Genomic DNA, 23912 nt, shown 5'->3' with positions numbered 1-23912 from the left:
CGCCGCGCAATCAGTCGCTGAAGACATCCGCGCCCTCGGGCGGCACGAACCTGAACTGCTGCGGGGGGATCCCGGGGTTGCGCCGCATCCCGGAAAAACGCAGCACGGTCTTGTGCCCGAACGCGTCGTACAGTTCCATGACGGCCAGTTCGGCTTGCGCGTCAAAAGCCATGAATATCTTCTCGAAGCTGCTTTCCTGCGTCCGGGGTATGGCCTGCAACCACTCCAACCCGTCCTTTGTGCCGACATCCCGCAGATCGAAGCCGCGCTCGATCTCGTTGCTGCCGGACAGCAGCGCGGCCGGACTGCTGCCCAGCGCCGCATCCAGCTTCCTGACCGTCACCTGGTTCAGATCCAGGTCATACAGCCAGAACTGCTCACCGTCGCCGACGATGATCTGCTCGTAGGGTTTCCGGTAGGTCCAGCGGAATTTGCCGGGACGCTGGAATTGCATCAGGCCGGAAGCGCTCTGGATGCGCCTGCCGTTCTGATCCAGCACCAACTGGGTGAACTCCGCCTGCGCGGAACGCGTCGCCGCAACAAAGGACTTGAGTTTTTCGATCGCGCCCGCCCCGGCATTGAACGAAGCGACACACAGAACAATGAAACAGATATTCCTCAGCATGATCTATTCGTGGCGGGCCGGCGCCAGCACTTCGCGGTTGCCGTTGCTCTGCATCGGCGAAACGATGCCGGCGGACTCCATCTGCTCGACCAGGCGCGCGGCGCGGTTGTAGCCGATGCGCAGATGGCGCTGCACCAGCGAGATCGATGCGCGGCGGTTCCGTAGCACGATCTCCACCGCCTGGTCGTACAACGGGTCGGCTTCGGCGTCCAGGCCGGCACCGCCCTCGCCCCCCTCGCCGGATTCTTCCGGCGAGTCCAGCACGCCATCGATGTAGTTGGGCTCGCCCTGCTCCTTCAGGTATTCGGCGACGCGATGCACTTCCTGATCGGACACGAAAGCGCCATGCACGCGTTGCGGATGGCCGGTTCCGGGCGGCAGATAGAGCATGTCGCCCTGTCCCAGCAGGGCTTCCGCCCCCATCTGGTCGAGGATGGTGCGCGAATCGATCTTGCTCGACACCTGGAATGCCACGCGCGTCGGCACGTTGGCCTTGATCAGGCCGGTGATCACATCCACCGACGGGCGTTGCGTGGCAAGCACCAGATGGATGCCGGATGCGCGCGCTTTCTGCGCCAGACGCGCGATCAATTCCTCGATCTTCTTGCCGACCACCATCATCAGGTCGGCCAACTCATCGATGAACACCACGATCAGCGGCAACTCTTCCAGCAACTCGGGACTCTCAGGCGTGATGGAGAACGGATGGGCGAGCGGCTCTCCCGACTTCAGGGCATCTCGCAGCTTCTGGTTGTATCCGGCGATGTTGCGCACACCGAAATGGGACATGAGCCGGTAGCGACGGTCCATCTCCTGCACGCACCAGTTCAGCCCCGAAGCGGCCTGACGCATGTCGGTGACCACCGGCGCGAGCAGGTGGGGAATACCTTCATAGACGGAAAGTTCCAGCATCTTCGGATCGATCAGCAACAGGCGCACCTGTTGCGGTGTGGATTTGTACAACAGCGACAGGATCATCGCGTTGATCGCCACCGATTTGCCGGAACCGGTGGTGCCCGCCACCAGCACGTGCGGCATCCTGGCCAGGTCGGCGACCACCGGCTTGCCCGAGATATCCTTGCCCATCGCGATCGTCAGCGCGGAATGCATGTCGGCATACACCTGCGAACTGAGTATCTCCGACAGATGCACCATCTGACGCTTGGCATTGGGCAGTTCCAGGGCCATATAGGCCTTGCCGGGAATGGTCTCGACCAGGCGTATGCTGACCACCGACAGCGCGCGCGCAAGATCCTTCACCAGATTGGTGATCTGGCTGCCCTTCACGCCGACGTCCGGGTCGATCTCGTAGCGCGTGATCACCGGCCCGGGATAGGCGGCGACGACCTTCACCGCCACGCCGAAATCCTTCAATTTGCGCTCGATCAGGCGCGAGGTGAATTCCAGCGTATCTGCCGAAACCACCTCGACCTGATGCGTGGCCTGATCAAGCAGATGCAGTGGCGGCAGCGGCGAATCAGGCATGTCGGAGAACAGCGGCGCCTGCTTCTCTTCGACCACCCGTGCCGACTTGGTCACCTCCATCACCGGCATCTCGATATGGATGGGCAGGTGCTCCTCGACACGGCGCTTCTCTTCCTCGACGATGGCATCGCGTTCGCTCATCGCCTGCACGCCGATACGCTTGTCCTGGCGCGTTTGCCAGGTATTACGCAGCCACAGGAAGGCGGATTCCAGCAGCGCCCCGAGACGATCCATGAAGCGCAGCCACGACAGTCCGCTGAACACGCTGAAGCCGGTGGCCATCAATGCCAGCAACAACAGGGTCGCACCGGTAAAACCCAGCATGCGCGTCAGCGCATCGCCCAGCATGATGCCAAGCATCCCGCCCGGCGCCAGCGGCAGTGTGACTTGCAGGGTATGCAAACGGATCGCCTCGAGCGCGCTACTGGCCAGCAACAGCACCAGAAACCCCGCCACGGAGACCCACAGGGCGCGCTTGTCGAAGATACTATCGGCGGCCAGGTTGTGGTATCCCGCCCAGATACGCTCGAGCATCAACACCACCCACCACCACGCCGAAAAGCCGGACAGATAGAACAGCAGGTCGGAAAGATACGCACCGAGCACACCGCCGGGATTGACGGTCAGCGCACCACTGGCAGTATTTGACCAGGACGGGTCGGCGCGATGGTAACCATACAGGGAGATGGACAGATAAAGGGCAGCTGCGACCAGCAGCAGCCAGCGCGACTCGCGCAACAGTGCGAACATCCTGCCTGCCGGGGAGGTGTGATCGGCCTCAGCCATCGACACCCACCAGCCCCAACTGCTCGGCGACCCGTACCGCCTCCATGCGGCTGCTGACGCGCAGGGTCTGGTAGACGGCCGCCACGTGGATCTTGACGGTTCCCTCCGCAAGATGGATCGTCTCGGCGATCTCCTTGTTGGTCAAGCCCGCGGCCAGATGCCTCAACACCTGCATCTGGCGTGGCGTCAGACCGAACTCGTTGGTGTTCGGGCTGCGGCCGTCTTTTTGTTCGCCATCATCCTCGCCGCCAACGCTGCGATATTGCAGGATCTGCGGCGGAACATACACCCCGCCGGAAAGTACCAGGCTCAAGGCACTCAACATCACCGGAGCGGTCGAACTCTTGCATACGAAGCCCATCGCACCGGAATTCATCACCTTTTCCATATTGCCGCGCCCGTCTTCACCGGACACCACCACCACCGGGATATGCGGATAACGCTGATGAAAGAATTTGACGGAAACCGGCCCGTCGCTGCCCGGCATGTTCAGGTCGAGCAAGGCCAGATCCAGTTCCGGATGCAGCTCGGCCAACCTGAGCGCTTCCGGAAAATTTCCGGCTTCCAGTATTTCGCAAACTTCCGGCAATTGCTGCAACACATAGCGCAACCCCTCGCGGAACAGCGCATGATCGTCTGCCAGCAGAATCTTCATGGTACGTCCCCTCCCTCACTTATGCGATCCCGACGCTGGCAATCATAACATCCGGCACGCATCGGAATCTGCAGGATGAAGCTGCTCCCGCCGCCCAGTATCGACTTCACCTTCATCCGGTAGCCCAGCAACTGTTCAATGCGCTTCACGATGGACAATCCCAGCCCCAACCCCTTGCTGCGATCGCGATGCTGGTTGCCGACCTGGTAATACTCCTCGAAGATATGCGGCAGGTGTTCCTGCGCGATGCCGATGCCGGTATCGCTCACCTCCAGTTCCAGATCGTCACCCTCCTGCCGGCAAACTATTGCCACTTCGCCCTGTTCGGTATAGCGGATGGCATTGGTGATCAGGTTGCGCAGGATGCGCTCCAGCAACAACGGATCGCTATAGACCATCAGGTCGGAATCCGCCACCACGAAGCGCAGCCCCTTCCCCTGCGCCACCCGGGAAAATTCGGCATGCATCCGGTCCAGCACGGCCTGGATCGCGAACGATTCCTCATGCGGCTGCACCACGCCGGCATCCAGTTTGGAAATATCCAGCAGCGCGTCGAACATCGTGCCGAGCACCTCGACCGAACGGTCTATCTGTCCGACCAGCTCCACCCCCTCGCGCCCGTTGACATGCCCCTTGAGCGCCTCGACGAACAAGGTCAGCGCATGCATCGGCTGGCGCAAATCGTGACTGGCCGCAGCCAGAAACTTCGATTTCATCAGACTCGCCTGTTCGGCACGCTGTTTTTCCCAGGTCAATTGTCCGACCAACCGCTCGTTCTCCAGCCTGCCGCGCAATGATTGTTCGAAAGTGCGGCCCAGATCCTTTCCGGCATTCAGCACAAAGAACAGATACACCACCAGCATCGCCGCCAGAATGAGGTGTGAACGGTCGCCGACCGCCACATTTATCGCAATGATCGGCAGGATCAGCAGCGTGACAAAAATATAAAGGGCCGGAGGAAAGACCGGGTTGGTCGTCGCGGCCCCGGCTGCCACGCCCAATACCACGCAGATCAGCATGGCCTGATAGGCCAGGTCGCCAGGAACGAACAACAACAGCCCGCCCGCACCCCACACCGCGCCCACACAACTGACCAGCACGACAAATCGTGTGCGCCAGCGCCGGCATTCCTCCAGCGTGCCCATCTCCTTGCGGTAACGCCATATCATGAAGATTTCTACCAGAAGGAATGCGAACAGCGTCGCTATCCATGACAGCAACGTGACGTGCGGCACCCTGCCCCACATCAATTCGACCAGCAGCAAGGCGATCACGGCCTGCCCGGCTATCAGCAACGGGTAAGAGCGCAGCCGCGCGCGCAATTGTTCTGCGCGCACCGGCAGATTCGATTCGTCGATATCGCACGAGAATGCCTTGGCCAGGCTTGCGGACATGGTTATTTTCCGCCCATGGCCAGCAGCAGCCGGATGTCCTGCGCCAGCCAGTCGGCTCGCTGCCCATAGGGCGCGAGCAGGCGCACCTTGCCGTTCGCATCGATCAGATACGTGCCGGCGCTGTGATCCACGTTGTAGCCCGAGGTGGTCGGCTGCTTCTGATACACGACGCCAAACGCCTCTGCAACCTTCACGGTGGCTTGCACATCCCCGTACAGACCGAGGAATGAGGGGTGGAACGCGGGAGCGTACTGCGTCATCAGTTCGGGCGTATCGCGCTCCGGATCGACGGTCACGAACAGCACCTGCACCCTGTCGGCATCCTTGCCCAGCGTGTCCATCACCTGCGCCAGATCGGCCATCGTGGTCGGACATACATCCGGACAATGGATATAGCCGAAGAACATCACCACCACCTTGCCGCGAAAATCCGCCAGCGTGCGCAGTTTGCCATTATGGTCGGTCAGCCTGAAATCCGCCGAGGCCAGTTTGCCGCCGACTTCGCTGGCATGGAACGGGGATGGCAACCTGGGTTCGCCGCAGGCTGCCAGCACCATCGCCAGCATCAGGAAGATTACATTACGCCGCCACATGACAACTCCCCGCCCAACCGTTTATATAGAACGTATAGCCCACCTTGATCAACCCATACACGCCGAGCCCGACCACCAGCAACCCGGCGACCAAGCGTACGCGCGGTGATTTCACCCAGCTTTCGATACTTTCCCAGAATAGTCCGATTGCCAGCAGATTCGGCAAGGTTCCCAAACCGAACGCCATCATGATCAATCCGCCCCGTATCGGGTCGCCGCTCGCCAAAGCGGTCAGCAGCACGCTGTACACCAGACCGCATGGCAGCCATCCCCACAGGATGCCCAGACCCAATGCGCGCGGCACGGTATTCAACGGCAACAGTCTGGCAGTATAAGGTTGCAAGCGTTTCCATACCCCCCCGCCCAGACGCTCAAGCTGCCGCACCACACCCCAGATGCCCGCCAGATACAATCCCAACGCGACCAGCATGAAACTGGAAAGTGCAAACAGCAGATGTTGCACCGGCACCGCGTCGCGCATCAACAGACCGGCCTGTCCCACTGCACCAACCAATGCCCCGGCCAGCGCATAACTGGTGATACGCCCGCCACTGTAGGCGAGATGGAACGGCCAGTGTGCCTTGTCTCTCGGTACTTGTGCGGTGAAGATGCCGACGATGCTGCCGCACATACCGAGGCAATGCACGCCACCGAGCAGTCCGACGAAAAATACCGCGATGATGCTGAATTCACTCATTCGTCGAACCTTGCTCCAATAGTTTCAGATCGATATGCCGTGCTGCCACGCCGGCATCCGGTATTGCCATCTGCGACACCACACCCAGCAAAGGCGCGGCGATGCGTTCGCGCAACGTGTCGATGTTCTCCTGCAACGCAGGCATCCCGCCATCCAGCACGTTCGCCACCCAGCCCGCGCATTCTAATTGGTAATCGGCAATGGCGCGCAGCGTCAGCAACGCATGATTGAGGCAACCCAGCCGCATGCCCACCACCAGGATCACCGGCAAGTCCAGCGCCTGTGCCAGATCCGCGCTGTCCTGCGTGTCGTTCAGCGGCACCATGAAACCGCCTGCGCCTTCCACGATCACCGTGTTTGCCCGCTTTGCCAGTTCGCGATAGGCAGCTTCGATGCGCGACAGATCGATACGCACACCCTCCTTCCCCGCCGCGAGGTGCGGCGCGATGGCGGCGCGCAGGCAATAAGGATTCACCTGTCCATAGCTGAGCGGGACATTGCTCAATGAACGCAGCAATCTGGCATCCTCGTTGCGCCCATCCTCATCGCAACCGGCAGCGACCGGTTTGAAACCGGCAACGGTCCTGCCCTGCGCCGCAAACGCATGCAACAAGGCACAACTCACCAATGTCTTGCCGACACCGGTATCGGTTCCGGTGATGAAGTAGCTCATAGCCTGAAATCCGTCCGGATGATCGAGCGCCCGTCCGCAACCTGCTTCGGCGCGGGTTTCCATGCATGGCCGTAGATGATCTCGAAGGTCGCCGGCAACTTGCCATCGCGTCGCAGTGTTTCGTAATTCTCCGTGACACGACGCCAGGCTGCCTTGCCCATCATCCCCGGCGCGCGTCCCGCCGTGGCATTGTGTGCGCCGATGCGCTTCAGGTCCTGCATCACGGCGCGCACATCGTCATAGGTCAGCGTGATCTTCTCCATCTCCATCACCGGGTCGGCGAAACCCGCAGCCACCAGCATGTCGCCGATATCGTGCATATCGGCGAAACGGTTCAGGTGGTTATAGCCGTCCACCTCACGGAAAGCGACGCGCAACTCCTTCAGCGTATCGACCCCGAAACTGGAGAACATCAGCAATCCCTCCACCTTGAGCACGCGATGCAATTCGACGAAAGTGGCGGGCAGGTCGTTGCACCATTGCAGTGCCAGATTGGACCACACCATCTCCGCGCTGCCGGAAGCGACCGGCAGCGCCTCGACATCGGCACACAGATAGCTTTCGCGCTTGCCGGCAAACAGCTTCTTCCACCAGTTCGATGTACCCCTTGCATGCTGCAGCATGCCGAGCGCGATATCGAGCGCAGTGATATCGGCCTTCGGGTAGCGCTCGCTTAACTGGCGTGTCCCCCATCCGGTACCGCTGCCGACGTCCAGCACGCGCGCAGGTTGCAGCTTGACGTAATCGAGCCGCTCCAGCATGCGTACGCAGACCTCGCGCTGCAGCACCGCGGCAGCGTCGTAATCCGCAGCGGCGCGGCTGAAAGCGCGCCGCACCTGTTTCTTGTCTATTTCAAATTCGTTCATCCAGAAAGCTCTTTACTTGTTCGACAAATGTATCCGCATGGGACAGGAACGGCGCATGCGCCGCGCCGGCGATCTCCACCATACGTGCCGTCGGCATCGCCGCGGCCAGATGGTATGAAGCTTCCGGCGGGGTCAGCCGGTCGCGTTCGCCCGCGATCACCAGCGTCGGCTGCATTATTCTCGGCAAGGCATCGCGCAGGTCGGCATCGCGCAGGATATCCAGCCCGCCACGCAACGCCGCCAGTTGTGGCTCGCCACGGCTGAACAACTGCTCACGCAATCCGGCCAGCAGTTCACGTTCACCTTCGCTACCGCGAACCTGCAGGGCAAGGAAACGCCGCAGGGTCGCAGCATGGTTCTTTTCCAGTTCGGCGGCGAACTGCTCAAGGATCACACGCGGCATGCCGAACGCCCAGTCTTCACGTTCGGCGAAGCACGGCGTGCTCGCCACCAGGATCAGACGCTCCACCTTCTCCGGTTCGCGTGCCGCCCAGGATTGCGCGACGATGCCGCCGAGCGACCACCCCAGAAGCGTCACCGGCTGACCAAAGTGCGCGGCCAGTTGCGCGACGACCGTCTCCAGCGAGAAAGTTTCGGTCGGAGAACTCAGGCCATGTCCCGGCAGATCGACACGATGCACCGTGAAATCCTGCGCGAGATTTTCGACGATCTCGCCCCAGATCCCGCCATGCATCCCCCAGCCATGCAGCAGGATGAGCGGCGCGCCGTTGCCTTGCGTTTCAACGTGCAAGCTCATGCAACGCCCCGCTCAATCGTTCGACATCCTCCACGCTGTGCGCGGCCGAAAGCGTGATGCGCAAACGCGCCGTGCCCTGCGGCACCGTAGGCGGGCGGATCGCCGCGACCCAGAGGTCACGCTCGCGCAGGGCTTCGCTTAAAGCCAGAGCCTGCCGGTTGTCACCGACCAGCAGCGGCTGGATGGCAGTATCAGAGGGCATCATCGCCCAAGGCAGATCAGCCAGGCTGGCGCGCAGTTTCCCGATGAGCCGGAACAGGTGATCGCGCAATTCATCTCCTTGCTCGATGAGCCTCAGGCTCGCCATCAGTGCCACCGCGAGTGCCGCCGGCGCAGCCGTGGTGTAGACGTAGCTGCGGGCATGGTTCACCAGCGTATCGATGACCACCCGATCCGCTGCGACGAAGGCGCCGGAGACGCCGGCGGCTTTGCCCAGCGTCCCCATCAGGATGACGCGCTCAAAACCCGGCTGCGCGGGCGATCTGCTGTATCGCGTGCTCGCGAGCTCCTCCCCTACCAACGCGGTATGTGTCGTCGCTCGCTGTGCGGCTCCTTGCAGTTCATCCCGCTCGCTCGGGTTTCCTGATTCGCCATCCAATCCAAAATGAGACAGGCAGCCTCTGCCCTGCGCGCCCAGCACGCCGAAACCGTGCGCATCGTCCACCAGCAGCCATGCATCGTGTTTCTCGCACAACGCCAGCAGCTCCGGCAGTGGCGCGATGTCGCCGTCCATGCTGAAGACCGCATCGGTGATGACGAGCTTCCTGCCGCCCTGTTGCTTCGCCAGCAGGGAATCGAGTTGCGCCATGTCGCCGTGCCGGTATCGTTGTACCTTGGCGCGCGACAGCAGCATGGCGTCGTTCAGCGAAGCATGGTTGAGCTTGTCGGCGAACACCGTATCGTCCTTGCCGACCAGTGCCTGCACCACGCCGAGGTTGGCCATGTAGCCGGTGGAGAACAACAGCGCGGCGGGTTTGCCGACGAAGGCAGCCAGTTGCTGTTCGAGTTCATGATGCGGTGTGAAATGTCCGCTCACCAGATGCGCCGCCCCGGCACCCGCTCCCCATTGCTGAACACCCTGTTGCAGCGCCTCTTTCAGCTGCGGATGATTGGCCAGGCCGAGGTAATCGTTGCTGCAGAAGGAAAGGTAGGGCGCGCCATCGACCGCGATGTGCGGCGACTGCGGACTGTCCAGCGTGCGGCGGCGGCGCAACAGGCCCTGTGCGGCGCGCTCATCCAGATCGCGTTGCAGCGCCGCAAACGTCATCAGTGGTTCTCAGAAAAGGGATACATGCCCAGCTTGTCCATCAGCGCCCGGTCCTTGGCCACTTCGGGATTGCCGGTGGTCAGCAATTGCTCGCCATAGAAGATGGAGTTGGCGCCGGCGAGGAAACACAGCGCCTGCACCGCCTCGCTCATCTGCTGCCGCCCGGCGGAAAGCCGCACACGCGCCGTCGGCATGGTGATACGTGCCACGGCGATCATGCGCACGAAATCGAGCGGGTCGATGTCCTGCTCCCCGGCCAGCGGCGTGCCTTCCACCTTGACCAGATTGTTGATCGGCACGCTCTCGGGATAAGGATTCATGTTGGCCAGTTGCGAGATCAGCCCTGCGCGCTGCGTCAGCGTCTCGCCCATGCCGATGATGCCGCCGCTGCAGACATGCATGCCGGCGCGGCGTACACGTTCCAGCGTGTCCAGCCTGTCCTGGTAGTCGCGCGTGCTGATGATATTGCCGTAGAACTCCGGTGCGGTATCCAGGTTGTGGTTGTAGTAGTCCAGCCCGGCCTGGCGCAACTGCTCGGTCTGCTCGTCGTCCAGCATGCCCAGCGTGGCGCAGGTCTCCATGCCCAGCGCCTTGACCTCCTTCACCATCTCGATCACGGCCTCCATGTCCTCGCGGCTCGGCTCGCGCCAGGCAGCGCCCATGCAGAAGCGGTCGGCACCGGCCTGCTGTGCCGCTTTCGCTGCTTTGATGACCTCCTGCACTGCCAGCATCTTGCGGTTCTCCACACCCGCACTGTGGAACGCCGATTGCGGGCAATAGCCGCAATCTTCGGAACAGCCGCCGGTCTTGATTGACAACAGCGTGGAAAGCTGCACCTGATTCGGGTCGAAGTGTTCGCGGTGCACCTGCTGGGCACGGAACATCAGGTCGGCGAACGGCAACTTGAACAATGATTCGATGTCGTCCACACTCCAGCGCATTGAAGTATCGTTTGCAGGGACAGGGCGGCAAAATTCTACGGTCTGGGTATTCATGGTGGTTTAACCGGGTTCAAGGTCGTAACAGGACGCGCATTATCGCGGAAAGGACGGAGGCTTGCCAATTTCAGGCGACACTTTTATGAACATTCGCACAATAGTTAAGCGCATATTGCCTGCCCACCCCTGCGTACTGTGCGGCAGCATGAGCCATGATGGACTCTGGTGCGGCGCATGCGACGCGTCATTGCCTTATCTCGCCATGCCGCGCTGCCCGGTCTGCGCGCTACCCTCACATGACTGGGAGACTTGCGGACATTGCCTGGCGCAACCGCCGATGTTCAGCCGGACCGTTGCGGCGTTCGGCTACCACTTCCCGCTCGACAAGCTGATACATGCGATGAAATACGGTGAACAGCTCGCCCTGGCGCATGCCTTCGCGCAGAAACTCATATGCCGCATCGACGACACGGAACTCCCGGAATTCGTCATTCCGATGCCGCTGCACCCCGCCAAGTTGCGCGAGCGAGGCTTCAACCAGTCGCAACTGCTTGCTGCCCATGCCGCCCGCATGCTGCACATCCCGCTGTTGTCCGATGCATGCCGGCGCGTACGCGACACGCCGCCGCAATCCGCCTTGCCGTGGAAAGAACGCCAGAAGAATGTACGCGACGCGTTCCGTTGCGACAGGGACATGAGCGGCAAACATGTCGCTCTGGTGGATGACGTGATGACCACCGGCGCCAGCCTGAATGCATTCGCCGAAGCGGTACGCAAGCGCGGCGCGCGCAGGGTCGATGCCTGGGTCGTGGCGCGAACCCTGCCCCGCGACCACTAAGCAATCTTTGAACTTGGAAGAAAGCAGTTAGTCCACGAAAGGCACGAACAACACGAAAGCAATCAAAAAGATGTCACGCTTTTGATTGTCACCCAATGGGTTAATTGTCATGCCCACACCGCCTATTGATTTATTTCGTGACTTTCGTGTTTTTCGTGGATCAAAGGAGGTTTTATTAAAGCGCTTTGAGTTTTTGCTTTACAAAGGACTGCAGTTCGGGACTCAGCATCTTCGATTCGAGCGCACGCCGGTATGCGTTGCCGGCATCCTCGTTGCGCTGCACCGCTTGCAGTGAGATGCCGTAGCCCATCAGCCAGATCCCGTTGTTCGGAGCGAGTTGCAGCGCCAGCTGGTAGTGGTTGATCGCCTCCTTGTGGCGGTTCTGGCGTTGCAGCAGTGCGGCAAAGAACGCCTGGTAATCGGCATTCGCATCGGCATAAGGCAAAGTCTTCTCAAGCGTACCCATCGCCTGCTCGGCCGTACCACGTTCCACCTGCAATCTCGCCAGCAACATCGCGAATCCGGCATGTTGCGGCCTGCTCTTCAACCCCTCTTCCAGCACCCGTTCGGCATCCGCGCCGCGCTTTCCCTCAAGCAGCAATGCAACCATCGCCTGGCGCGCCGCATCGTGGCCGGCATCCAGACGCAAAGCTGCCTCGTATCCTGCCAGCGCATCGTCGGTACGCCCCTGCTGCATCAGTGCTGCCGCCTTGCGGAATTCGGCATCGGCCTTTTGCGCGGGGCTGATCTGCTTTATCGGCGCTGCACCCGCGAATGTTTGCGCGGACGGCTGGAGCTTGGGCGGCGCAATCTGTGCCGATCTCTGCACATCCTGCCGCGCCACCTCAGCCCGCTTTGCCGCAGGAGCGGCCTCAATCCCGGGGACGAGCCCATTGCTTTCCTCGCGCTGGACGGAGGGAATCGGCACCGAACTCAACTCGAAACTCAGTCGCAAATCCGGCAATGGCACTTCTGCCGGTTGCTCGCCTGATGACGCAATCGCCGAAGCATCCGATGAAACGGTTGCGGCAATCTCAGGAGAATCGGCCGCCTGTACGGTTGACTGCGCCACGCTTTCCAATTTGCGGGGCCCGGCCCACTGCCAGACGGCAAGCGCGGCAACCAGCAGCGATCCAAGCAGTACAGGCACGAACGGGCTGCGCCGGTTGCGCGGCACCGCACGCACCATGGTCTGCTCCGGCGCGGTATGTTCGCCGCGCTGCTCGAGCTGGTTGAGCACCTGGTTAATGACGCTCATTGCAACGCCACCCACGCCAACCCCAACGAGGCAGCAACGGCAGTCCCGATCAGCGCAACAGCCCAGGGTAACCAGTCGCGGCGCACCTCCGGCGTATCGGCTGCCGCATCGCGGACATGTCTGGGCAGCACTTGCTGCCTCCCCTCGCTGAATGCCAGCATCATCGACTTGTGCGAAACGATGTTGACCAGCCTCGGCGTACCTCCGCTGATACGGTGCAGCTTGCTCACCGCACCTTTGCTGAACAGTGTTTCGCCGCCGAATCCGGCCACGGCAAGGCGATGGCGCAGATAGCGTTCCAGTTCCTCCCTGCGCAATCCCTGCAGGTCATACTGGAAACTGATGCGTTGGCGCAGCTGGCGTATCGAATGATGGCGCAATCTTTCGTCCAGTTCCGGCTGCCCGAACAGCACCACCTGCAACAACTTGCGTTTCTCGGTCTCCAGGTTGGTCAGCAGGCGCAACACTTCCAGGCTTTCCAGCGGCATCGCCTGCGCCTCGTCCAGACAGACCAGTGCGCGCTGTCCCTGACGCGCGCAATCCAGCAATGCATGCGTCAGGCCTTTCAGCAACCGGTGCTGGTCGGTGTCCTTCTCCAGCGGCAGGCGGAACTCGTCGGCCAATGCCAACAACAGGCTGCGTGGCTCGAGATACGGGTTGGGAATGTAGGCAGTGACGAACCGCGGCGCGGGTGGCGCAGCCACAGCCCCGTCCTGCGTGCCGATCAGCGTGGTGGACTGCCGCCCCTGGTTCAGCGTGGCAAGGAACTTGCGGCACAACAGCGTCTTGCCATTGCCGACCTCACCGGTGATCTTGATGAAGCCCTCGCCGTTGCGCGCCGCCACCAGCAAGGTGTTGAGCGCCTCCTGGTAACTGGAGCAGGCGAAGAAGAAACTGGTGTCGGGTGTCAGTCCAAAGGGAAGTTCGCGCAGGCCGAAGTGCTGTAGATACATATCAGGGTTTTGCGCCCTGCCCGGTCATCCCGTTGAAGCGGTCTCGGCTGCGCGTGATGTCGTCCGACCAGTCCCTGTCGTTGTCCACCACGGTGGGTTTCAGCAGGATCACCAGTTCGCGCTTCTCCGTGCGCTTGCTGGTCTGGCCGAACACCTGCTTGGGCAAGCCGGGCAAACCGGACTGGTCGTCGAAAGTCGCCTGGCGCATCAGGCCGCCGATGGCGACGATCTGCCCGTCGCGCGCACGCACGATGCTGTCGGTCTCGGAAACGGAACTGGAGGCCAGCGGCAGATTCATGGTGCCGCCCACGCCGCCGACGTTCACCGTCTTGTTGACCGTGCTGACCAGACTCACCGAAGGATGGATATGCAGGATGATGTCGTTGTTCTGGTCGATGCGCGGCGTCACATCCAGCGCGATCCCCGAGAAGAACGGTTGCAAGGTTACGCTGGGCGTAGTGGTGGTCGCCGTCCCGGTCGTGGTGGTCGAGGTGATGTTGGTCACGAAGAACTCGTCCGTACCGACCTTCAGCACCGCCTTCTGGTTGTTCAGCGTGGCGATACGCGGACTGGACAGCACGTGGACATTACCCTGCGTCTCCAGGAAGTTCAGCAGCGCCGCAAAATTGCTGGTCTGGAAGGCCAAGCCGAACAGTGTGCCGAGTGCGTTCGCGCCGCCCACCAGATCGGTGCCGGGCGTGACCGTGCCGAGGTTGGTTCCGCCGGTCAAAGCACCCGGTGTCAGCGCACCCGCGCCCGCTGTTCCCGGAACCATGGTTCCGCCAGCAGCGATCTGTCCGATTGATGCCCTGCTGTTGGGGCCGCTCTTGAAAGCCGCCCAATTCACCCCGGACTGGAAGCCGTCGTTCAGCTGTACTTCGACGATCTTGGCTTCGAGTATCACCTGCCGCTCGATGGAAATCTGCGACGCCTTGAGATAAGCAGCGATATTCTTCAGTTCATCCGGCATCGCACGCACCACGATCACGCCGGACATCGGGCTGATCACCACGCTGCGCCCGGGTTCGTTTCCGACGATCGCCTTCAGCGACTGTTCCAGTTCGCTCCAGAAATCCGTTCTGCTGGTCGTCGTCACCTTGCTGCTGTCTTGGGCTTGCGTGCGATTGGCGGTACTTGTCGTGGTTGTCGTTGCGGTGCCAGGCGTTCCGCCCGTCGGACTATCGGACACGGAACCGGAGGTGACGCGCAGCGAGGATTTGCCTTCGCGCAAGCCGGTCAGGTAGTTCACCTGGAAGATGCGTGTCTGCAGGGTCAGCGGCTGGATGTAGATGCGCGTGCCGTCCATCTTGTAGTCGTAACCGTATATCTCCCGTATCGCCTCCAGCGCCTCAAACACCGTCACATCCTTCAGGTTCAGCGAGATGCTGCCGCCGACTTCGGGGTGCAACAGCATGCTGTAGCGCGTGCCCGATACGATGGCCATAAAAACTTGCTGCACCGGCGTATTGTTCACCGCGAGATCGAACTTGGTCTCCAGCGGCTTGTTTTCCACGGCCGGCATATCCGCCGTCAGGGGGGGCAGCAGGGCATTGTTGACCGCATCGGCCTTGCCGGGCTGCGCGCTCTCCTGCACAGCCTGGTCCATTTCGCGCTGGATGGCATCCGCCGCTCCATTCCGGCTGCCAGGCGTGGCGCAACCAGCCAGTAACAACGCCACACACAACCACAATGTAGTCCTCATTTTTCCTCCTGTTGCGCGTCGGTTTTTGTCTTGCGCTTACCCGACTGCGTCTTGTTCGCGGATGATGCAGAGCCTGTTCCGCCTGTTTTTTTCGTAATGCTCACATCAGGAAACAGCGTCAATACCTGACGGCCCTGCGGGCCACGCAATACAACACTACCTTCGTTCACTTCGACCAATCGTGCATCGCCGTGCTTCTTGCCCAACTCGATGGTTTCACCGTCGATGATCGCCGCACGCCGGGTTTTGGAAATAATGATCGAGCGTAAGCCCGATGCCTGAATTCCCTCCGCGCCAGCTCCTACTGCAGCTTCAGGAGCCACAATCATAGCAGGTGGACGTGTCGGGTCGGTCAGGTTTTCCGCAGCATGGACGCTGACAGCCTGAAACGCCACCAGGAAGATCAAGGCCATGAATGATATCAAACGGTCAGCCATGTCTCATCCAGACTCAGCGTATACAACGTCAGGGTCAGCAACGAATCGGGATATTGCTCCACCTTCATGCTCACCTCTCCCCAGAACATCTGCGCAGGCAGTTTTTCCAGCGCAACCAGATATTGCATCAGATCCAGATAACCGCCACGCACGGTGATCACAACGCCATGTTTGAATATCTGCCTCTGCGCGGGCGGCCCCTGACCGGGGCCGGACTGTGCATTTTCAATCAACAGACTCACCGGCAGGGTCTTCAACCCGACCAACTGCAGTTTGCCATTCCGGTTCAGCACCTGTTCCAGCAACGCCGCCATTTCGTCCGGCGCAACCAGACGGTCGCGCCGACTTTGCAGGTAATCCTCCTGCTCCTTGAGTTGCGCCTTGAGTTGCGTCAGCCGGGTGTGCAGCGGCGAACGTTCGACATCGTTCTTGGCCTGCAGCAATGCCGCTGTCTGCGCCTGCAATTCCTTCATCTTCTCCTGTTGCTGTACCACCTGGGCCGATAGCATCCTCTGTTTGGCCAACAACGGGTCGAGCAATACGGCATTCATCACTGAAACCACCACGAACGCCGCCGCCGCGAAGATCATCGCGCGTTCGCGCAGCGACAGGTCGTCTATCCTGCTGCGCGCCATCTCCCAATAGGCTCTTATCATTTCTTGCCTCCGGTTTCAGGACTGGAACGCAGGGAAAACTGGACATAGCGGACAGATTGCGCGGGCTTGCCACTCCCGCCCGCACCCATACCCCCCTGCTGCATCTGCAGATCGGAGAACATCTTGCCACGCATGATATCTTCCTTGCCCAGCCGCTGAATGTAGGCCGGCAACAACTCCGGATCCGTCACCCCGCCGCTCAGGCTGATCTGCGACGCATCCCCGGCCATGCTGAAACCGGTCAGCCACAGCCCCGGCACAACCTGCCGCGAGAACGCACGCATATATTCCGAATACCCGCTGGTATTACCGACCGCGCCGGACTTCAGGGACTCGAGCAATTCACCCTGCTCGGCCACCTGTTTTTCCAGACGCTGAACCTCGTTCTGCAGCACCTGATTGGCCTGTTGCGGGGAAAACTCTGCGGAATAGCGCGCCAGACGCGCCATTTCGGAATTCTGGCGTTTGGTGCTTTCTTCCGATTGCTTGCCTAGCTGGGCGACCTGATACAGCGCAAAACCATAAAACAGCAACGAGCCCAACACGATCAGCCCCAGCGCCTGCAGCATGGCCAGCAGCGAAAAATATTTGCGCTGCTTCATGAAGATCGGATTGAAAAGATTGATCTGCTGGCTCATGGCAACCCCGCCAACTCACAACACGCTTGCCGCACAGGCAACCTTGCACAACGTGCTTGGCAAACTACACCGCCGTATTTACGGATGATCGTCATAAGGCTTTGCTTTCGTGACGCAACGCTGCTCCCAATGCCGGCAACGCATGCGCGACGAACCCGCTGTCCGCAAGCGCCGGCACCACACCGATATCCATGACTTCCGACAACTTGATCTGCTCCACTCTCCCGCCAACCGTTTCGGCCAGGTGTCCGGTCAACCCGCATTCGTCCGGCACACTGACCAGCACGCGGCTCACCGGCAGGTGATTGAACTGACGCTCGAAATAATCCAGAGAACGCTGCAATTCCAGCACCACGCGGTCGCGATATTGCGCGCGCACGTTTTCGTCGGCATCCTGCAGTTGACCGGCGCTGATCTCGAAACGACGGGCCAGGTATAGTTCACCGCTGGCAGTAAACGTCAACAGGCCTCCGTTATCATCAAACGCCAATAGCGCCAGCGCACTATCGCCCTCCTCGAATAATGCCGCAATGTTGCGTTGTGCCATTTCGGGGATATCGATCACATCCAGATCGAGGTTGGCCTGCTCGAACAATGCAATGCGCTTCTGGATGGTGCCGTTCTCTGCCGCGATCGCGTACATGGATTGCGGGCGATCAGCTCCATATTTGCTGGCCGGGATCTGCAACACGTCTATCGTGGCATCGTCGACATGACAACTCAGTCCATCCTTGATCTTCCAGCGTATCGCCGTTTTCAGTTCACTGGCCGGCACGTTGGGCGCCTCGACCAGCAACATCTGGTATTCGCCCGGAGCCAGCAATGTAGTAAAGGCATGGCTCCCGATATCCGTCTCGCGGCGCAGCTTTTCGAGGGCTGCCGCCGAAACCGTACCCAATTCGTGATATTCGCAACGCGTCACCGCCGGCATTGCGCCAACGAACCTGATCTTCGCCAGATAAACCCCGTGCTGACCAAGGACAACCGCAAACCAGCCGGCGTCGCGGCTTTTCGGCTTGAATAACGATGAAATGTGCGGAATTTCCATAATTGGGATTAAGTTAATTTAATAACTAATTGTTGTCAATTGTTTTTCGCCTGCACCGCCCATTTGCGCCCGAGCGGACAACCGATTCCACATGCGCAGGGAAGTTACTGTGCGATCGTTACATTCATCTGCCGCTCCACGTAGCCCGGCGTCGCCACGGATCCCTGCGTCGCCGTCGAGGTCAGTTGGTACACATTGATAGTGACCGCGTCTTCTGTGTGTGCCGTCGAATTGCATTCCACGTTCACGTTAAAACCGGCCAGCGTGTTTGGCAAGGGCGCGACCACCTGCGAGGTCGGGCCCGGCTGGCAGGCGGTAGCGAACGCGCCGCCCGCTGCCGCGCTCTGGATGATCTGGTATGCGCCCCAGTTCACACCGGCGCGCGCAGCCTGATAGGCGCGTGCGCTCATCACGTCCAGCGCGATGTTCTGCTGCTGCGTGGTAGACAGCGTGACGGCAAACGTACCGAGCGCGGCGATCACCACCAGCAGGAAGATGGCGGAAATCAGACTGAACCCGTGTTGCATCTTGCGCAGGATCGTTCTCATGGCTGGTTACTCACATGCGCCGCGCTGTACAGCGAGACGGTTTCGCCTTGTTCAGTGATACCAAGGTGCATGGTCACCAGGCCGGAACGCTGCGCCACCACATTGGCGTTGTAATCGAAGCGGCAACCGCTGACATGGGTCGCCAGCCGAACGCTGCTTCCCGTGATGGGCAACGTCGTCGGCTGAGCGGCCTGGATCGCATACCCCTGCCAGCGCAACAGCGCCCCCGCCCCGTCGCACACATAACTGACCGGCGTGGTGATGACATGGAAACGATTGCCGGGCGAATCGAATGGCAATGCGTTCGCCGAAGTGATACTGATGGTATTCGCACCTACCGCACTGACCGCGCGCCGGTTATGTGTTGCCAGCGTGTTGCCGGCGTAGGCGTCCGCCCCCGCACTTCCGAGGTTGTACACCACAACCTGGTCGCCAACTGCCACGGTGGGTAACGGCCCCAGCACTTCGAAACAGGTATCTGCCGCAACAAACGACAACGCATCGCCAGCGGCGTTGCCGGGAACGGCGGCGCACAATACCCCTGCATCGGCTACGGCGCGGTAACGCCCGCCACTCGTGGTCGGCAGGAACTCGATGAAACAATCGCCCACACCATCGCAGGCGCCCGTCACCCGCACACTGTTCGGCAACGCCAGGCGCAGGTCGCGCACGACACGGCGCACTGCGGTATCGGCGATATCGGTCATGTCGGCGCGGCGCGACACGTCCATATACTGCTGTATCGGCGCCTTGAGGAACACCGCCACCATGCCGCCGATGATGCCGGTGATGACGATCACCATGATCATCTCGACGAGCGTGAAACCTTTGCTGGAGAGTAAGGAGCAGGAAGTGGGGAGGGGAGAACGGACTCCCCCAATCAAGCGCTTAGCCCCCCCCCTCTTCCCACTGAGGCCCGCAGGGCCGGCCCACTTCCCACTCCCCACTTCCCGTCTCATGGTGTCGTCCTCGGCGCATAACGGGTGCGTATCCCTTCCACGGTCATCTGATTGCCCGATGGATCGGCGACCGTGACCGTGATGAGCAGCGCATCCCCGCTTGCCGCAGTGATGCCCCCGAAATCGATCGCCGTCACTGTGATGGGCTGGAGCGTGAAACCGGCCAGCCCGGTGTTCGTATTGGTGATGTCCATGATGGCGCCAGAAGCCATGCCGAATCCGTGATAATCGTTGACATTGTCGAATGTCGTGGCGGTCGAGTAGCGCGTCTCGGCTGCCGGCTGCTCGGCAAAAGCAGCCTCCGGCCCGGCGGCTTCCACGGTCGAATTGCAGCCGCCCGGTCCAACGGTGGCGGAAACGGCTGAGGCTGCATTCAGGTCGTTCGGGTCGCAATAGGTGAACGGCATCAGTTCCGCTTCTTCCAGCAGTGATTCGGCAATCGCCAGCGCCTGCTTGTGGATGAGCGGATCGGCGCTGTGCCTGGTCGTCTGGTTCATCACCAGCAGGATCCCCGCCAGCGCGACGCTGACGATGACGATGAACATGATCAGCTCGATCAGGCTGATGCCATGCTGGGATGCGGGAGTCGCGCGTCCCGTTCCTTGCGTAGCCATTTTTGGCCTATTGGTGGACATAACCCGTTTCCGCTTCCACGATGACGGGCGAGGCGTAGCCGCTCACCGCGATGCTCTGTGCCGCGCTGGGTTTGCCCAGCGCGTCAAAATTGAATGCCGCATTGGCGACTGTCACGCCGGACGGCGCATTGATCGTATAACTGCCGCTGCCCGACAGCGAAGTCAACGGCGTGCCGCAAGCGGCCGTCGTCCCGACCGACAGCGACAGGCTGTTGCCGGCGATGGCAACACACGTGAACCGGTGCTGGGCGATGGCGATCTTCTGCGCATAGCGCAACGAAGCCTGCACCTGATCGGCAAAACCGCGCGACTGAAATGCGCTGCTGCCGGAAAAGCGTGGCACCGCATACACCGCCAGCACGCCGACGATGACGACGACCATGACGAGTTCGATCAATGTAAATCCTGCCTGATGTTTCATTTTCGTTATGATTGAATCCCAAGCAAGCCACGGAAAATCAATGTGTGTGGCGACGATGTTTCAAGCGAGGTCACAGTGTAGCAAAAAGTGAAATGTCAGACGAAAAACAGGGGGGCATTGCCCCCCTGTTTACCTTGCCATACGGTTACACCCGCAAAGCAAGGGGTGTCCGTCACACCCTGTCGCTCTGGTTATTGAGTGGTAACAGGAATGACCGCGCTTTTCGCTGAACCGCCATCGGTTTGCGTCACCAGGCAATCAGGTGTCGTGCCGGAAATGGTATAGCCGCTAGGAGTGCCGCCTTCCAGAATGAGACCCGCAACTGTGGAACATACACTAGCCGAGGTGACTTGAGTGCCGTAAGCAGTACTCACAGCCCGTCCGGCGTAATTGACTGCACCTGCCGAATTGACCGCCCCCACGACACCGTTTAACGCAGCGGTTTTGGCTTCCGCCGACAGATCCACGAACTTCGGCAGCGCTGTTGCCGCCAGAATCCCGAGGATCACGATGACCATGATCAATTCGATCAGGGTAAAACCTGCTTGTTTTTTCATTTTGACTCTCCTTAAATAATCGAAGCCGCAGCCCCATTTTTATGAACGTCCCAACCTCATCCGGCAATTCCTTGACGCATCAAGGAATTTACTCAGACGGGTTGACTATAAAACGATGACTCGCTTAATGCAAGCCTTGCTTGTAACATAAGCGACCGGCGGTCGCGCTAGACCAACAGCCGGAACATCGCAAAGAACAGGTAGATGCTTCCCACCAGCAGCAGCCAGCCTGTCGCACGCGCATGGCGTGCAACGAAGCGGTCCACCTGGTCATGCGGAACATCCAGCAATCTTGTGGCACGGCGCGAAGATACCCATTGGTTCGCTTCGTCTTCCATGCCGTGCAACAGGCTGGGGCGCAGCCACAGGAACAGGCCGACCATCAGCGCGGCGGCGGCACCGGTCAGCGCGCCGAGCACCAGCGCGTCCAACAGTCCGTCGAGCATTGCCAACGGCACCCGGCCGGTCATGTAGTGCAGCGCATCAGGCTTGTCGAACAACATGCCGAAGTAAACAAAAAGATACGCTGCGCCCGCCACCACGGCCATTCCCGCCGGTTGATGATGACGGTAGAACCAGCGCTCGACGCTGATGCTGCGATCCAGCATCTGGTTCAGGTGGCGTGTCGAGATCCAGCGGTTCGCCACGCGATTGACGCGCTCCAGAAAATGCGGCCTGAAGATAAGCAACAGAGCCAGCGCAACGCCTGCCAGCGCAACGACCAGCAAAAAGAGCGCAAGACTGCGCCACAGCAGGACTTCGCCCGGATTCACGGCGAGAACCACGAATACGGTTCGACGGGCTCGAACTGGATGCCGGCCAGTTCTGCGGGGGCATCCTGTAGCGAGGGCAGGCGCGAAACCTCGCGGCTCACGACGACATGGAAGCGTATCCAGTTCTTGCCGTCCCTGCCCGGCGTAAAGTAATTGGCGTTGCGTATCACATAGACCAGGTCGCGCGACTTGAGGTCGAACACCCAGTTGCCGGATTCCACCGCCAGCGGCGTGGGATCGTAGAATTCCCCGGAATAGTTGCGCGGCTTCTTTTGCAGCCAGTTCATAGGATTGTCCTGGGCCAGCGCCCCCAGATCGGACGGTTTCCCGCGCGTGATCAATTGTCCGTACTGCATGGTCAGGGCGCTCTGCACCGTTCCCACCACGGTTTCCATCGCGGTTTTCTCGGCCTGCTCCTGATAGAACCGCATGCGATCGAGAAACAACCCCATCATCACCACGATGATGATGATCACCACGATCAGTTCGATGAGCGTAAAACCTCTCTGCCGGCTCATTTGTGCAACGCCGCCTTGCCGAGGTCCCACATCGGCAGGAATACGCCCAGCGCCAGGATCAGCACCAGAATGCCGAGTGCCACGATCAGGATCGGTTCGATCTGTGCGCTCAGCGTCTTGACCTCGTACTCGACTTCGCGTTCATACATGGCGGCGATCTCGAACATCAACCCGTCCAGGTCGCCGGTCTCTTCGCCGACGGCGATCATTTGCAGCACCACCGGGCTGAACACACCGGCGGCAACGGCGGTACGCAGAATGCTCTCGCCGCGCTCGACCCCGTCGCGCATCTGCTCGATACGACTGCGCATGAATTCGTTGTCCACCACCATGCCGACCACGTTCATCCCCTGCAGGATGGGCATGCCGCTCTTGAAGGACAGCGCCATGCTGCGCGCAAAACGAGCCAGCGTAGCCTTGAAGATGATCTTGCCGGCGATCGGCAGCTTGAATTTGTATTTATCCCACTTGTAACGCCCGTCCGGCGTGTTGATGTAAAAACGGAAACCCATCACCGCACCGATCAGCATCGCCAGCATCATCATCCAGTAATCCACCATGAAGCCGGAAAAACCGATCAGCATCTTGGTGATGGCAGGAAGTTCGGTATGGAAACCGGCATAAACCTTGGCAAAAGCGGGAATCACGAACAGGTTGATCACGACAATGGCTATCGCCATCGCCAACACCACGAAACTGGGATAGCGCATCGCCGACTTGATGCGTTCGCGCATGTCGCGCTCGAATTCCAGATGATCGTACAGACGCAGGAACGTCTCGTCCAGCATGCCGGTCATTTCACCCACCTGCACCATGCTGACATAGAACGAGGAAAACACCTTGGGATGGCGGCGCATCGCGGTACTCAGATCGCGCCCGCTGTCCAGGCTTTCGCGCAGATCCTGGATCATCGCCGCAAGGGTCGGATTGTTCGTCGATTCCTGCAACCCCGCCAGCGCGCGCAGGATGGGCACGCCCGACCGGAGCAGGGTGTACATCTGGCGGCTGAACAGCAGCAGGTCCAGTTGCGTGATCGGCTTCTCGGTGAACAGTTTCTTGTACCAGTCCGGCTTGCCCGGGGCTCCGCTGCGGATACCGCGGAACGGGCTGATCTCGATTGGCGTGATGCCGGTATTGATGAGCTGGTCGGCGATCACCCCGCTGTCGTCGCCATCCAGCGTACCCTCCACCAGATCGCCGCGCATGTTGCGTCCCTTGTAGGCGAATACTGCCAC

General features: G+C 60.6%; 27 protein-coding genes. 1 reads left to right on the top strand and 26 read right to left on the bottom strand.

What is annotated here, in order from left to right:
* Nucleotides 1–10: 10 nt before the first annotated feature.
* From lolA to bioB, 11 genes are read right to left on the bottom strand one after another with little or no spacing between them, the layout of a single operon-like run.
* The gene (lolA, locus tag IPM27_09645; protein ID MBK9161806.1) at nucleotides 11–625 is read right to left on the bottom strand and encodes an outer membrane lipoprotein chaperone LolA; all 615 of its coding nucleotides are present in this window, start codon (nucleotides 623–625) and stop codon (nucleotides 11–13) included.
* Between the two features lie 3 nt (nucleotides 626–628).
* Nucleotides 629–2896: a DNA translocase FtsK 4TM domain-containing protein gene (locus IPM27_09640; protein MBK9161805.1), complete on the bottom strand. Its 2268-nt coding sequence runs from the start codon at nucleotides 2894–2896 to the stop codon at nucleotides 629–631.
* A complete protein-coding gene (locus tag IPM27_09635; protein ID MBK9161804.1) occupies nucleotides 2889–3551 on the bottom strand; it encodes a response regulator transcription factor in 663 nt (220 codons plus the stop codon). The genes IPM27_09640 and IPM27_09635 overlap by 8 nt, the downstream gene beginning before the upstream one ends.
* Nucleotides 3548–4945 carry a hypothetical protein gene (locus IPM27_09630; protein MBK9161803.1) on the bottom strand — a complete coding sequence of 466 codons (1398 nt, stop codon included), beginning with the start codon at nucleotides 4943–4945 and terminating at the stop codon, nucleotides 3548–3550. Before IPM27_09630 ends, IPM27_09635 begins: the two co-directional genes overlap by 4 nt.
* Nucleotides 4946–4947: 2 nt before the next feature.
* Nucleotides 4948–5538 (bottom strand): SCO family protein, encoded by a 591-nt coding sequence (locus IPM27_09625; GenBank protein ID MBK9161802.1) that lies wholly within the window; start codon nucleotides 5536–5538, stop codon nucleotides 4948–4950.
* Nucleotides 5525–6235: a sulfite exporter TauE/SafE family protein gene (locus tag IPM27_09620; protein ID MBK9161801.1), complete on the bottom strand. Its 711-nt coding sequence runs from the start codon at nucleotides 6233–6235 to the stop codon at nucleotides 5525–5527. Before IPM27_09620 ends, IPM27_09625 begins: the two co-directional genes overlap by 14 nt.
* The gene (gene bioD / locus IPM27_09615; protein MBK9161800.1) at nucleotides 6228–6908 is read right to left on the bottom strand and encodes a dethiobiotin synthase; all 681 of its coding nucleotides are present in this window, start codon (nucleotides 6906–6908) and stop codon (nucleotides 6228–6230) included. The genes IPM27_09620 and bioD overlap by 8 nt, the downstream gene beginning before the upstream one ends.
* Complete coding sequence (gene bioC, locus IPM27_09610) at nucleotides 6905–7774, bottom strand: malonyl-ACP O-methyltransferase BioC (protein MBK9161799.1); 870 nt, start codon at nucleotides 7772–7774, stop codon at nucleotides 6905–6907. Before bioC ends, bioD begins: the two co-directional genes overlap by 4 nt.
* The gene (gene bioH, locus IPM27_09605) at nucleotides 7761–8531 is read right to left on the bottom strand and encodes a pimeloyl-ACP methyl ester esterase BioH (protein MBK9161798.1); all 771 of its coding nucleotides are present in this window, start codon (nucleotides 8529–8531) and stop codon (nucleotides 7761–7763) included. The genes bioC and bioH overlap by 14 nt, the downstream gene beginning before the upstream one ends.
* The gene (locus IPM27_09600) at nucleotides 8515–9798 is read right to left on the bottom strand and encodes an 8-amino-7-oxononanoate synthase (protein MBK9161797.1); all 1284 of its coding nucleotides are present in this window, start codon (nucleotides 9796–9798) and stop codon (nucleotides 8515–8517) included. Before IPM27_09600 ends, bioH begins: the two co-directional genes overlap by 17 nt.
* Entirely contained in the window at nucleotides 9798–10793 is a 996-nt protein-coding gene (gene bioB / locus IPM27_09595) for a biotin synthase BioB (protein ID MBK9161796.1), read from the bottom strand. Before bioB ends, IPM27_09600 begins: the two co-directional genes overlap by 1 nt.
* Nucleotides 10794–10878: 85 nt before the next feature.
* Here bioB and IPM27_09590 point away from each other — a divergent pair, with 85 nt between their 5' ends.
* A complete protein-coding gene (locus IPM27_09590) occupies nucleotides 10879–11574 on the top strand; it encodes a ComF family protein (protein MBK9161795.1) in 696 nt (231 codons plus the stop codon).
* 175 nt (nucleotides 11575–11749) lie between these two features.
* Here IPM27_09590 and IPM27_09585 read toward each other — a convergent pair whose 3' ends face one another.
* The 15 genes from IPM27_09585 to IPM27_09515 all read right to left on the bottom strand — a co-directional run bounded on the left by IPM27_09585 (nucleotide 11750) and on the right by IPM27_09515 (nucleotide 23912).
* On the bottom strand, nucleotides 11750–12832 hold the full coding sequence (locus IPM27_09585) for a tetratricopeptide repeat protein (protein ID MBK9161794.1): 1083 nt from the start codon (nucleotides 12830–12832) through the stop codon (nucleotides 11750–11752).
* A complete protein-coding gene (locus tag IPM27_09580) occupies nucleotides 12829–13785 on the bottom strand; it encodes an AAA family ATPase (GenBank protein MBK9161793.1) in 957 nt (318 codons plus the stop codon). The genes IPM27_09585 and IPM27_09580 overlap by 4 nt, the downstream gene beginning before the upstream one ends.
* 1 nt (nucleotide 13786) lies before the next feature.
* On the bottom strand, nucleotides 13787–15487 hold the full coding sequence (locus IPM27_09575; GenBank protein ID MBK9161792.1) for a secretin N-terminal domain-containing protein: 1701 nt from the start codon (nucleotides 15485–15487) through the stop codon (nucleotides 13787–13789).
* A complete protein-coding gene (locus IPM27_09570) occupies nucleotides 15484–15924 on the bottom strand; it encodes a hypothetical protein (GenBank protein ID MBK9161791.1) in 441 nt (146 codons plus the stop codon). The genes IPM27_09575 and IPM27_09570 overlap by 4 nt, the downstream gene beginning before the upstream one ends.
* Complete coding sequence (locus IPM27_09565; GenBank protein MBK9161790.1) at nucleotides 15909–16580, bottom strand: type II secretion system protein M; 672 nt, start codon at nucleotides 16578–16580, stop codon at nucleotides 15909–15911. Before IPM27_09565 ends, IPM27_09570 begins: the two co-directional genes overlap by 16 nt.
* Entirely contained in the window at nucleotides 16577–17218 is a 642-nt protein-coding gene (locus IPM27_09560; protein MBK9161789.1) for a PilN domain-containing protein, read from the bottom strand. Before IPM27_09560 ends, IPM27_09565 begins: the two co-directional genes overlap by 4 nt.
* Nucleotides 17219–17309: 91 nt before the next feature.
* Nucleotides 17310–18266, bottom strand: a complete 957-nt coding sequence (locus IPM27_09555) for an agglutinin biogenesis protein MshI (protein MBK9161788.1) — start codon at nucleotides 18264–18266, stop codon at nucleotides 17310–17312.
* Nucleotides 18267–18370: 104 nt separating this feature from the next.
* Entirely contained in the window at nucleotides 18371–18814 is a 444-nt protein-coding gene (locus tag IPM27_09550; protein MBK9161787.1) for a hypothetical protein, read from the bottom strand.
* Nucleotides 18811–19617 carry a hypothetical protein gene (locus tag IPM27_09545; GenBank protein ID MBK9161786.1) on the bottom strand — a complete coding sequence of 269 codons (807 nt, stop codon included), beginning with the start codon at nucleotides 19615–19617 and terminating at the stop codon, nucleotides 18811–18813. The genes IPM27_09550 and IPM27_09545 overlap by 4 nt, the downstream gene beginning before the upstream one ends.
* Nucleotides 19618–19769: 152 nt before the next feature.
* A complete protein-coding gene (locus IPM27_09540) occupies nucleotides 19770–20387 on the bottom strand; it encodes a type II secretion system protein (GenBank protein ID MBK9161785.1) in 618 nt (205 codons plus the stop codon).
* Nucleotides 20388–20394: 7 nt separating this feature from the next.
* Nucleotides 20395–20829 (bottom strand): prepilin-type N-terminal cleavage/methylation domain-containing protein, encoded by a 435-nt coding sequence (locus IPM27_09535; GenBank protein ID MBK9161784.1) that lies wholly within the window; start codon nucleotides 20827–20829, stop codon nucleotides 20395–20397.
* 191 nt (nucleotides 20830–21020) lie between these two features.
* Nucleotides 21021–21386: a type II secretion system protein gene (locus tag IPM27_09530; GenBank protein ID MBK9161783.1), complete on the bottom strand. Its 366-nt coding sequence runs from the start codon at nucleotides 21384–21386 to the stop codon at nucleotides 21021–21023.
* 167 nt (nucleotides 21387–21553) lie between these two features.
* Complete coding sequence (locus tag IPM27_09525) at nucleotides 21554–22171, bottom strand: hypothetical protein (GenBank protein ID MBK9161782.1); 618 nt, start codon at nucleotides 22169–22171, stop codon at nucleotides 21554–21556.
* On the bottom strand, nucleotides 22156–22677 hold the full coding sequence (locus IPM27_09520; protein ID MBK9161781.1) for a type II secretion system protein: 522 nt from the start codon (nucleotides 22675–22677) through the stop codon (nucleotides 22156–22158). Before IPM27_09520 ends, IPM27_09525 begins: the two co-directional genes overlap by 16 nt.
* Nucleotides 22674–23912 (bottom strand): type II secretion system F family protein, encoded by a 1239-nt coding sequence (locus IPM27_09515; protein ID MBK9161780.1) that lies wholly within the window; start codon nucleotides 23910–23912, stop codon nucleotides 22674–22676. The genes IPM27_09520 and IPM27_09515 overlap by 4 nt, the downstream gene beginning before the upstream one ends.

The organism is Nitrosomonadales bacterium, assembly GCA_016716325.1.
Lineage (GTDB): Bacteria > Pseudomonadota > Gammaproteobacteria > Burkholderiales > Gallionellaceae > Gallionella.
This window is presented reverse-complemented; position numbering and strand designations above follow the sequence as displayed.

What these genes read in the sequence shown, in the direction of transcription:
- lolA (MBK9161806.1), bottom strand. Translation starts at nt 625, where the DNA reads ATGCTGAGGAATATCTGTTTCATTGTTCTGTGTGTCGCTTCGTTCAAT.
- IPM27_09640 (MBK9161805.1), bottom strand. Translation starts at nt 2,896, where the DNA reads ATGGCTGAGGCCGATCACACCTCCCCGGCAGGCAGGATGTTCGCACTG.
- IPM27_09635 (MBK9161804.1), bottom strand. Translation starts at nt 3,551, where the DNA reads ATGAAGATTCTGCTGGCAGACGATCATGCGCTGTTCCGCGAGGGGTTG.
- IPM27_09630 (MBK9161803.1), bottom strand. Translation starts at nt 4,945, where the DNA reads ATGTCCGCAAGCCTGGCCAAGGCATTCTCGTGCGATATCGACGAATCG.
- IPM27_09625 (MBK9161802.1), bottom strand. Translation starts at nt 5,538, where the DNA reads ATGTGGCGGCGTAATGTAATCTTCCTGATGCTGGCGATGGTGCTGGCA.
- IPM27_09620 (MBK9161801.1), bottom strand. Translation starts at nt 6,235, where the DNA reads ATGAGTGAATTCAGCATCATCGCGGTATTTTTCGTCGGACTGCTCGGT.
- bioD (MBK9161800.1), bottom strand. Translation starts at nt 6,908, where the DNA reads ATGAGCTACTTCATCACCGGAACCGATACCGGTGTCGGCAAGACATTG.
- bioC (MBK9161799.1), bottom strand. Translation starts at nt 7,774, where the DNA reads ATGAACGAATTTGAAATAGACAAGAAACAGGTGCGGCGCGCTTTCAGC.
- bioH (MBK9161798.1), bottom strand. Translation starts at nt 8,531, where the DNA reads ATGAGCTTGCACGTTGAAACGCAAGGCAACGGCGCGCCGCTCATCCTG.
- IPM27_09600 (MBK9161797.1), bottom strand. Translation starts at nt 9,798, where the DNA reads ATGACGTTTGCGGCGCTGCAACGCGATCTGGATGAGCGCGCCGCACAG.
- bioB (MBK9161796.1), bottom strand. Translation starts at nt 10,793, where the DNA reads ATGAATACCCAGACCGTAGAATTTTGCCGCCCTGTCCCTGCAAACGAT.
- IPM27_09590 (MBK9161795.1), top strand. Translation starts at nt 10,879, where the DNA reads ATGAACATTCGCACAATAGTTAAGCGCATATTGCCTGCCCACCCCTGC.
- IPM27_09585 (MBK9161794.1), bottom strand. Translation starts at nt 12,832, where the DNA reads ATGAGCGTCATTAACCAGGTGCTCAACCAGCTCGAGCAGCGCGGCGAA.
- IPM27_09580 (MBK9161793.1), bottom strand. Translation starts at nt 13,785, where the DNA reads ATGTATCTACAGCACTTCGGCCTGCGCGAACTTCCCTTTGGACTGACA.
- IPM27_09575 (MBK9161792.1), bottom strand. Translation starts at nt 15,487, where the DNA reads ATGAGGACTACATTGTGGTTGTGTGTGGCGTTGTTACTGGCTGGTTGC.
- IPM27_09570 (MBK9161791.1), bottom strand. Translation starts at nt 15,924, where the DNA reads ATGGCTGACCGTTTGATATCATTCATGGCCTTGATCTTCCTGGTGGCG.
- IPM27_09565 (MBK9161790.1), bottom strand. Translation starts at nt 16,580, where the DNA reads ATGATAAGAGCCTATTGGGAGATGGCGCGCAGCAGGATAGACGACCTG.
- IPM27_09560 (MBK9161789.1), bottom strand. Translation starts at nt 17,218, where the DNA reads ATGAGCCAGCAGATCAATCTTTTCAATCCGATCTTCATGAAGCAGCGC.
- IPM27_09555 (MBK9161788.1), bottom strand. Translation starts at nt 18,266, where the DNA reads ATGGAAATTCCGCACATTTCATCGTTATTCAAGCCGAAAAGCCGCGAC.
- IPM27_09550 (MBK9161787.1), bottom strand. Translation starts at nt 18,814, where the DNA reads ATGAGAACGATCCTGCGCAAGATGCAACACGGGTTCAGTCTGATTTCC.
- IPM27_09545 (MBK9161786.1), bottom strand. Translation starts at nt 19,617, where the DNA reads ATGGTGATCGTCATCACCGGCATCATCGGCGGCATGGTGGCGGTGTTC.
- IPM27_09540 (MBK9161785.1), bottom strand. Translation starts at nt 20,387, where the DNA reads ATGGCTACGCAAGGAACGGGACGCGCGACTCCCGCATCCCAGCATGGC.
- IPM27_09535 (MBK9161784.1), bottom strand. Translation starts at nt 20,829, where the DNA reads ATGAAACATCAGGCAGGATTTACATTGATCGAACTCGTCATGGTCGTC.
- IPM27_09530 (MBK9161783.1), bottom strand. Translation starts at nt 21,386, where the DNA reads ATGAAAAAACAAGCAGGTTTTACCCTGATCGAATTGATCATGGTCATC.
- IPM27_09520 (MBK9161781.1), bottom strand. Translation starts at nt 22,677, where the DNA reads ATGAGCCGGCAGAGAGGTTTTACGCTCATCGAACTGATCGTGGTGATC.